We start from the raw sequence: 8,540 nt of genomic DNA, 5'->3' as shown, positions 1-8,540 counted from the left end.
GGCGGGGAACGGGGCCGGCGGCCTCAGAGGTGGCGGTAGACGTCCTCGAGGCTGATGCCGCGGGCGATCATCATGGTCTGCACGTGGTACAGCAGCTGCGAGATCTCCTCGGCGGCGGCCTCATCCGACTCGTACTCGGCGGCCATCCAGACCTCGGCCGCCTCCTCGACGACCTTCTTGCCGATCGCATGGACGCCGGCGTCGATCTGGGCCACGGTGCCGGAGCCCTCGGGGCGCTCCTGCACCTTGCGCGTCAGTTCCGCGTACAGCTCGTCGAAGGTCTTCACGGGACCACCCTAGCGACCCTGCCCCTCCAGCCCAGACCGGAGTCGGTCATTGTGACGTACGGGACGGCGGGGTCTTCGCCACGCGCTGCACCTACGGGCCCACGTGGGACGTGCCGGCCGCTCAGCGTCCTCCCCCTCCCATGTCTGCACGTTCCTTCACTCCCATCGGGGCACGCGCGCGAGGCGGCCGTGGACGTGGGGATGACGGGCTGAACGTGCCCGTCCGGTCCGCACGCATGGCCCGGGCGACCTCCGACAGGTGGGCACGACACGCTCGTTTCTGACCCCAGCGACGACACCGCTCCTTGCACACCTGAGACACCACCAGGTCGATCACTGCCCCGAACCCCGCCCGGGCCCACCGCACCAGATCTCTTCCGCGACGCACACATCCATCTCGTCGACTGTCCACGCGTCCGGGCCTCGGGTCCAGGCCCTGGAGGTCACCGGCGGGCGGCGCGGCCGCGCCCACGTCGCCGACGGAGAACAGGAATGATGCGGCGAGAGGATCTGGGGGTAGCCGTCGTGGCCCTCCTCCCCTTCCCGGACGAGGAGCAGAGCCCCGCGCTCGGACCCGCGAACTGGAGCATGACCCACCACGATGAAGGCGACCCATCCCGTCCCGCACACCGAGTGAGCGCCCGGTTGCAGCGAGCGCAGAAGATCCTCTCCCGCTGGCGGGTGGCCACGGGCAATGCGGTGGAAGGCATGGAATGGGAGCGGGATCCCGGTGATGCGCAGCTCGTGGAGATGGCTCGGCTGCCCAGCAGTGCCGAGCTGCCCAGCGCTGGAGCCTGGCTTCCGGGGCTGGAGATCCTCATGGGCCTTCGTCGCAGACCTGGTGCCGGGCCCCCTCAACCACCGGCTCGCCACGTGCTCGTTCTATCGGGAGAAGGCTTCGGCGCCCGTCCCCTCGGCGCGTCGCCATGCTCGCCCTGACGTGAGCCGACGTTCGTGGGTGCGGGGCGTCGGCCGACTCCCACGGGGGTGGCCTCACACGCACCCGACGGTCTGTCCCACCACGTCTCAGACCCTCCGACACTTCTGTCCAACAGCTCGGTTTGGGACCGTTTCTGACGTGATGCTCTCGTGGGCGGACGGGGCGTGTAAAGGGGTATACCCGGCTGGACATCCTGGCGGGCAGATGCCCGATGTCGGCGGCGAGGCCACACCCCACCTTGCCCTGCGACCGGTTACCGGTGGTAATGTGCCGCCATTATTCATTCGACCCTTTATGGAGCCCCTGAATACATGAGCGACGGCCCAGCCGCCTGCCCTGGTGACAGTCCGAGCGTCACCCCCACCCCACCCCGCAGCTGGCGGGGTCGCCTGCACCTCGTGGGGAGGTGACTCAGGCATGGATCCAGTCCTGACACTGATCCTCGGATCCCTCATCATCCTGGCGATCATCGCCGCCAACGGCTTCTTCGTGGCCCAGGAATTCGCGTACATGTCTGTAGACCGCGTCCGCCTGCAGACCGCTGCCAAGGCCGGCGACCGCGCCGCCGCCCGCGCACTGCAGGTCACTCGCCGCACCTCCTTCATGCTCTCCGGCGCGCAGCTGGGGATCACGGTCACAGGCCTCATGGTGGGCTACGTGGCAGAGCCGATGGTGGGTGCGGCCCTGACCGAGTTGCTCGGCGGCACCGCACTGCCTTCTGAAGTGGTCATCGCCATCTCCACGCTGGGCGTACTGGTGGTGGCCACCCTGGTGCAGATGATCATCGGCGAGCTATACCCCAAGAATTTGGCCATCGCCAACCCCGAGCCCCTGGCCCGCGCTCTGGCCCGGCCCACACAGATCTACCTCGGCCTGTTCGGCTGGCTCATCTGGGTCTTCGACAAGGCGGCCGAGGTGCTGCTCAAGCTCCTGCGCATCGAGCCAGTGCACGACGTCGACAGCACCGCCTCCGCCGAGGACCTGGACCGCATTGCCCTGGACTCCAGAGCTTCCGGATCCTTGCCCGCGGAGGTCTCCGTCCTGATCGACCGGGTGCTGGACTTCCCAGACCAGGACGTGCAGCACGCGATGGTGCCCCGCTCGCGTGTGGACGAGGTTCAGCCCCAGACCTCCCTGGCTCAGGTGCGCGACCTGATGGCCACCGGCCACACCCGCTACCCGGTGATCTCGAACGAACACGAACCGCTCGGGGTAGTCCACCTCACCGACCTGCTCGGTGAGACCCGGATGGCCCCGGACACCCCCGTGTCCGCCCTGATGCGCCCTGCATTGGTGCTGCCCACGATGATGTCCCTGCCCGACGCAGCCCGGGAGCTCGACGGCTCAGGGCAGCAGATGGCGTGCATCGTGGACGAGTTCGGCGGCTTCGTCGGCGTGCTCACAGTGGAAGACCTCGCGGAGGAGCTCGTGGGCGAGCTCACGGACGAGCACGACCTGCACCCCCAGGAGGAGATCACCGCCACAGGCCTGCACTCCTGGGTCCTGAGCGCAGAGGCCCACCTGGACGAGCTCGAGCGCCTCGTCGGGCACCCCCTGCCCGTGACCGAGGCCGAGTCCGCCGCCGGTCTGACCATCGACGCTCTGGGCCGTCTGCCCCGGGAAGGCGAGGTCATCACGATCGACCTGCCCGAGGACCCACGAGACTTCGGGGCTGAGGAGGTCTACGACCGCCACCTGCAGGTCGAGGTCCTCTCCATCCAACGCAGGGTCCCGGCTCGACTGCGGATCCACCTCATCGAGGTGCCCCGCTCTGACACCGCCGGCAGCCATGCCGCCCACGAGGCCCAGCCCGACGCCACCACGGACGAGGAGCGATGATGCACGGTCCACTGATCGTCATGCTCGTGACCACAGCGCTGATCGTGCTCAGCGCGATCTTCGTCATCATGGAGTTCTCCCTGCTGGGCGCCCGCCGGCACCGGCTAGAGGCCGAGGCAGGACGCAGCCGCGCCGCGCGGGCCGCTCTCAAGGGAGTCGACGAGCTGACCCTCATGCTCGCCGCAGCCCAGTTGGGCATCACCTTGTGCACCTTCGCCCTGGGGGCGATCACCAAGCCGGCCGTCGACGCATGGCTCGGCCCCGTCCTGGAGGACTGGGGCATCCCCGCAGCGGCAGCCGGAACCGCCTCCTTCGTCCTGTCCTTGCTGGCCGTGACCTTCCTTCACCTGGTCATCGGGGAGATGGCCCCCAAGTCCTGGGCCATTGCCCACCCCGAGACCGCAGCCAAAGCCGTGGCCGTGCCCGCACGCGCCTTCGTCTGGACCGTTCGCCCCCTGCTGCTGCTGGCCAACCGGCTGGCCAACCGCCTGGTGACCCTCAGCGGCGTCACCCCCGTGGACCAAGCCGCCGTGGGCGGCTACGACGCAGCGGCCATTCGTCAGCTGGTTGAGCACTCCGCCGCCGCCGGCACCCTGGACCGGCAGAACCATGAAGCCTTGGCCGGTGCCCTGGACCTTCAGACCCTCACTCTCGGGGACCTCCTCCCCCAGGGTCAGCACCCGGTCAAGGTCGCCCCCGACGCCGACGTCGAGGCGGTCCAGAATGCCGCTGCGTGCTCAGGGCACTTGCGTATCCTGGTCCAGCCGGACCATACCCCTGAGAGCGTTCCGGGCGTCGTCCACGTGCGGGACACCCTCACGATGGAGCCTTCTGCGCCAATCCAGCCGCTTATCCAGCAGGCTCTGACGCTGCCCTCCACCACACCGTTGCACGAAGCACTTGCCTCCATGCGCCGCAACAGCCGCCAGCTGGCCGCAGTAACCCAGGACAACCGGTTCACTGGGGTCGTCACCCTCACCGACGTCTTGCGCGGAGTGTTGCCCCGCGCGGCTTGAGTCCACACCTCGGCAACACCACCGCGGGGGCCGCTGAAACGGCCCCCGCGGTGGTGTGGACAAAGAATCAGAATCGGCACAGTGGCCTCGCCCCCCATTCCGGCCTCAATGGGCTCAGTCATGCTCCGACTCACGGGCGTGTAACGGCTAAATCGGTCGTTTGTGGCGGCTGCTCGGTGTGCCGCCCGGTGTCATGTGTGGCTTGCGCCGCTATATGGCGGGGTTCTGTCGGAGCTCAGTGGCGGCCTCCAAGCACGCGGGCAAGAGGGCGCTGCGAGTGAGGCTCACGTTCCGCAAGCCGATCCTTCACCGGGACAGCGGCCGACGGCAGGCCGGAGGAATAGGCGTCGCGATAGGGTGCACCCCGCGCAACAGAACCGTTGCGAAAGGTCTAACACCCCAACGCAACAGAGTGGGCCGCCATGCGCTGCCACGGGCCCGTGAACTTCGGTGTCACAGGTAGCGGCAGACATCCTCGGGGGAGCACGTGGCCGGGTCGCCGGCGGCGGCGTCCTCGCGCAGGTCGGCGATCGTGGTGCGTAGCTGCGCGAGCTCGGCGAGTTGCCGGTCGATCACATCAAGGCGGGTGTCGAGCAGGTCGGTGACGTGCCGGCAGGGGGCCTGCCCCCGGTCGCGGATGTCCAGCACCTGACCGATCTGGGCCAGGGTCAGCCCGGCCGCTTGCCCCCGGCGGATGAAGTCCAGCCGGTCGAGCACCTCGGCGCCGTAGTCCCGGTAGCCCGCCGGGGTGCGGTCCGCGGCGGGTAGCAGCCCGACCTCCTCGTAGTACCGCAGGGTCTTGCTCGTCGTGCCCGACGCCCGAGCCACCTCACCGATCCGCATGCCACTCATTCTCCCCCTTGACCTTCCAGTGCACTGGAAGGTCGATCCTGAGGGCGATGAAGGAGGAGTTCATGACGGCAACGGCTAACAGCAGGTCGTATGACCTGGCAATGATCGGGTCCGGTGGGGCGGCGTTCGCGGCCGCGATCCGCGCCACCAACCTCGGCAGACGGGTGGTGATGATCGAGCGTGGCACCGTCGGCGGTACCTGCGTGAACACCGGGTGCGTGCCCTCCAAGGCCTTGCTCGCGACCGCCGAGGCCCGCCACGTCACACTCGACGCCTCCCGGTTCCCCGGCCTGCCGCTCCCCGAAGTCCGGCCGGTCGACATGCCCGCCTTGATCGCCGGCAAGGATCGGCTCGTCGGGTCACTGCGTGGCGAGAAGTACCTGGACCTGGCCACCGAGTACGGATGGGATCTCCACCCCGGGGACGCCACGTTCGTCGGCACACCCAGCGAGCCGGCACTGCGCGTCACCGGCCCTGACGGCACGGTGGAGACGGTCCGGGCCGCGCACTACCTCATCGCCACCGGCTCCAGGCCCTGGGCGCCGCCGGTCCCCGGCCTGCAGGAGGCCGGTTACCTGACCTCGACCACCGCGATGGAACTGGACCACGTCCCGGAGTCGCTGCTGGTCATCGGCGGCGGCTACGTCGCGATGGAGCAGGCCCAGCTCTTCGCTCGGCTCGGCGTCCGGGTCACCATGCTGGTCCGCTCACGGCTGGCGTCCCAGGAAGAACCCGAGGCGTCCACCGCCCTGGATGAGATCTTCACGGACGAAGGCATCCAGATCATCCGCGGCGCGGTGCCCAGCGCGGTCCGCCGCGACCCGGCCACCGGCGAGGTCACGGTCACTGCCACCACCACTGACGGCTCACAGGAACTCCGGGCGGCCGAGGTACTCGTCGCCACCGGGCGCCGCCCGGTCACCGCCACGCTCGGTCTCGACACCGTCGACGTGCGCACCGGCGACCACGGCGAGGTGGTCGTCGACAGCCATCTGCGCAGCACCAACCCGCGCGTCTGGGCTGCCGGTGACGTCACCGCCCACCGTCAGTTCGTGTACGTCGCCGCGGCCCACGGCGCCCTCGTCGCCGACAACGCCCTCACCGGCGCCGGCCTCGAGGTCGACTACCGCCACCTGCCCCGGGTCGTGTTCACCAGCCCCGCCCTGGCCGCCGTCGGGATGACCGAACGGCAGGCCTCCGCTGCCGGGATCCGCTACGACAGCCGTGTCCTGTCACTCGCGCACGTCCCACGCGCGATCGTCAACCGCGACACCCGCGGGTTCATCAAGATGGTCACCGACGCCGACACCGGCCGCATCATCGGCATTACCGCCCTGGCCCAGGACGCCGGCGACCTCGCCGCCGCCGGGGTCTACATGCTCGAGGCCGGCATGACCACCAGCCAGGTCGCCAACCTCTGGAGCCCCTACCTGACCATGGCCGAAGGCCTCAAGCTCACCGCGCAGGCCTTCACCACCGACATCGCCAAGCTCTCCTGCTGCGCGGCGTGAACCTGCCCCGCACACAGGGACACCGATAGGGGACCGCCTCGCCCCGGGGCGCGAGACAAGAAAATGGGCGCCGATCAGCCCTACTTACTGGCACCCCTGCGTATCGGACCTGCAACCACCGGGGAGTTCAGTCGATGCAAGAACTCCCGTCCCAGGCCTATATCTGGACGTCTTCACGACCTCTACGTGCTCGACCCGACGAGGACAGCACTGGACGACGCGATGACCGCCTTGCGGCGCCGCCATGAGGCCGCGGTCCGTTTGGGCCGCGTCACCGCACCACCATGACCACGATCGTCACCACGTAAGCCGCGGCGACCAGACCGATCCCCAGCAGGGTGAGCACCACCCCGCGCCGGGCCGGCCGCTGGCCCTCGTCCGGCCCGGGGCCCTTGCCGTGCTTCGCGGTCATCGCGCGCTCCTAAGACGTTGCTCAAGCATGTGCGGCTCTCGCGAGCGGGCTTCCGTGCCGAGTGCTACCAGCTCAGGTCGTGACAGCCGTCGCTGCCGGCGCCCTCCACCTGCAAGGTGGCATGGGCGATACCGTAACGGTCGCGCAGCACCCGGCGCGCGCCGGCAAGCACGGCGCCGTGGTCCGCGCCCTGGTCAGCGACCAGGTGGGCCGTGGCCACGTTCATCCCCGACGTCAGGGTCCACAGGTGCAGGTCGTGGACCTCCTCCACCCCCTCGACCGCGTCCAGGTCACCGGCGACGTCCTCCGGGTCCACCCCCTCCGGGGCGTGCTGGCCCAGCACCGCGATCACCTGCCTGCCCAGAACCACCGCCCGGATGATGACGAAGACCGCGATGAGCGCCGCGACCACGACGTCCCAGATCGGCTGGCCGGTGAGAATGATCAGCACGCCGGCGACCATGACACCCACCGACCCGGCGGCGTCGGCGATCACCTCGTAGTAGGCGCCCTTGACGTTCAGGCTGTCCTTGGCCCCGCTGCGCAGCAGCAGCATGGAGATGATGTTGATCACCAGGCCGGCGAAGCCGACCGCGAGCATGGCGCCGGAGGCCACCTCCGGCGCGTCGCCCAGCCGGCTGATGGCCTCGACCACCACGTACACCCCGACCGCGAGCATCGCCAGCACCGCCAACGCCGAGGCGAACACCTCGGCCCGGTAGGAGCCATAGGTGCGTCGCCCCGTGGAGTCCGGCCGGCTCGCGATGCGCGTCGCCAGCAGCGCCGCACCCAGCACCACCACATCGGCAGCCATGTGCCCGGCATCCGACAGCAGCGCCAACGACCCCGACACCAGCCCCGCGACCAGCTCGATCAGGAAGAAGCCCGCCGTCAGGGCGAACGCCCCCGCCAGCCGCCGACGGTAGCGGCCACCGGCATGCCCGGTCGCCGGGGCATGGCTGTGTCCCGCCCCCATCAGCCCTGCCCCTCGTGGCGGGCGTGCTCACGGGAGACGTCCAGCAGCATCCGCACATGCCCGTCAGCGAGGCGGTAGTACACCATCCGCCCCTCCCGGCGGTTCTCGACCACCCCAGCGGAACGCAGCACCCGCAGCACCTGGGACACCGACGCCTCCGCGACATCGACCGACGCCGCCAGGTCACACACGCACAGCTCGCCGGCCTCCAGCAACGCATACAGCACCCGGGCACGGCGCGGGTCCCCCAGGAGCTTGAACAGCCCGGCCAACCTGCCGGCCTCGCGCTCGTCGGGGATCCTCTCCCGGGTCAGCGCCACCTTCTCCGGATGGACGGCGGTGACCTGACACGAATCCAACGGCGTCACACTCATGCCACGACCATACACCTATGCAGATATCAGCAGCGGGAGCCACACACGAGAGGTCAGCAGGTTCTGTATGGTCAGCGCATGCTGACTATTGCTTCGCGGCTGGACGTGATGAACCGGCTGGGCCGGGCGATGGCCGACCCGACCCGCTCCCGCATCCTCATGACACTCCTCGAGGGCCCGAGCTACCCGGCGGTACTCGCCCGCGACCTAGGGCGTGTCTGAGAATAGATGCACGAGTCAGCTGAGACCCTGGGGACATGTCCCGGTTCCAGATGCTCTCCGACGCCCAATGGGAGTTGATCGCCCCGATGCTCCCGACCCGGACCGGCCGCG

Annotated in this window: 8 protein-coding genes and 1 pseudogene; 4 read left to right on the top strand and 5 right to left on the bottom strand. The window is 69.3% G+C overall.

Translation table 11 applies throughout. The annotated features are described in order from the left end of the window. Window positions 1-23: 23 nt before the first annotated feature. Entirely contained in the window at window positions 24-287 is a 264-nt protein-coding gene (locus J1M38_RS02330) for a phosphoribosyl-ATP diphosphatase (RefSeq protein ID WP_010078767.1), read from the bottom strand. A gap of 1,357 nt (window positions 288-1,644) precedes the next feature. Here J1M38_RS02330 and J1M38_RS02325 point away from each other — a divergent pair. Both J1M38_RS02325 and J1M38_RS02320 read left to right on the top strand, forming a co-directional pair. Further along, entirely contained in the window at window positions 1,645-3,066 is a 1,422-nt protein-coding gene (locus tag J1M38_RS02325) for a hemolysin family protein (RefSeq protein ID WP_036337238.1), read from the top strand. Beyond that, window positions 3,066-4,082, top strand: a complete 1,017-nt coding sequence (locus tag J1M38_RS02320; RefSeq protein WP_036337237.1) for a CNNM domain-containing protein — start codon at window positions 3,066-3,068, stop codon at window positions 4,080-4,082. The genes J1M38_RS02325 and J1M38_RS02320 overlap by 1 nt, the downstream gene beginning before the upstream one ends. Window positions 4,083-4,535: 453 nt before the next feature. Here J1M38_RS02320 and J1M38_RS02315 read toward each other — a convergent pair whose 3' ends face one another. Continuing rightward, complete coding sequence (locus J1M38_RS02315) at window positions 4,536-4,925, bottom strand: heavy metal-responsive transcriptional regulator (protein WP_036382791.1); 390 nt, start codon at window positions 4,923-4,925, stop codon at window positions 4,536-4,538. A 56-nt stretch (window positions 4,926-4,981) separates the two neighbouring features. Between J1M38_RS02315 and merA the strand changes: the two genes are divergently transcribed. Beyond that, window positions 4,982-6,445, top strand: coding sequence for a mercury(II) reductase (gene merA / locus J1M38_RS02310; protein ID WP_052520066.1), 1,464 nt, complete (start codon window positions 4,982-4,984; stop codon window positions 6,443-6,445). 271 nt (window positions 6,446-6,716) lie between these two features. Here the strand turns inward: merA and J1M38_RS02305 are convergent, their stop codons facing one another. The 3 genes from J1M38_RS02305 to J1M38_RS02295 form a co-directional block, all read right to left on the bottom strand. Beyond that, a complete protein-coding gene (locus J1M38_RS02305; RefSeq protein WP_002854087.1) occupies window positions 6,717-6,857 on the bottom strand; it encodes a hypothetical protein in 141 nt (46 codons plus the stop codon). 64 nt (window positions 6,858-6,921) lie between these two features. Continuing rightward, window positions 6,922-7,833, bottom strand: coding sequence for a cation diffusion facilitator family transporter (locus J1M38_RS02300; protein WP_002854089.1), 912 nt, complete (start codon window positions 7,831-7,833; stop codon window positions 6,922-6,924). Next, window positions 7,833-8,207, bottom strand: coding sequence for a helix-turn-helix transcriptional regulator (locus tag J1M38_RS02295; RefSeq protein ID WP_041103922.1), 375 nt, complete (start codon window positions 8,205-8,207; stop codon window positions 7,833-7,835). The genes J1M38_RS02300 and J1M38_RS02295 overlap by 1 nt, the downstream gene beginning before the upstream one ends. A gap of 78 nt (window positions 8,208-8,285) precedes the next feature. Here J1M38_RS02295 and J1M38_RS02290 point away from each other — a divergent pair. After that, window positions 8,286-8,420, top strand: a pseudogene (locus J1M38_RS02290) (ArsR family transcriptional regulator); the annotation flags it as partial. Between the last annotated feature and the right edge of the window lie 120 nt (window positions 8,421-8,540).

Source organism: Micrococcus sp. KRD070 (genome assembly GCF_017168435.1).
Classification (GTDB): Bacteria; Actinomycetota; Actinomycetes; order Actinomycetales; family Micrococcaceae; genus Micrococcus; species Micrococcus luteus.
This window is presented reverse-complemented; position numbering and strand designations above follow the sequence as displayed.

Excerpts from the sequence above, each read along its gene's own strand:
- J1M38_RS02325 (WP_036337238.1), top strand. The coding sequence starts at position 1,645 with ATGGATCCAGTCCTGACACTGATCCTCGGATCCCTCATCATCCTGGCG.
- J1M38_RS02320 (WP_036337237.1), top strand. The coding sequence starts at position 3,066 with ATGCACGGTCCACTGATCGTCATGCTCGTGACCACAGCGCTGATCGTG.
- J1M38_RS02315 (WP_036382791.1), bottom strand. The coding sequence starts at position 4,925 with ATGCGGATCGGTGAGGTGGCTCGGGCGTCGGGCACGACGAGCAAGACC.
- merA (WP_052520066.1), top strand. The coding sequence starts at position 4,982 with ATGAAGGAGGAGTTCATGACGGCAACGGCTAACAGCAGGTCGTATGAC.
- J1M38_RS02305 (WP_002854087.1), bottom strand. The coding sequence starts at position 6,857 with ATGACCGCGAAGCACGGCAAGGGCCCCGGGCCGGACGAGGGCCAGCGG.
- J1M38_RS02300 (WP_002854089.1), bottom strand. The coding sequence starts at position 7,833 with ATGGGGGCGGGACACAGCCATGCCCCGGCGACCGGGCATGCCGGTGGC.
- J1M38_RS02295 (WP_041103922.1), bottom strand. The coding sequence starts at position 8,207 with ATGAGTGTGACGCCGTTGGATTCGTGTCAGGTCACCGCCGTCCATCCG.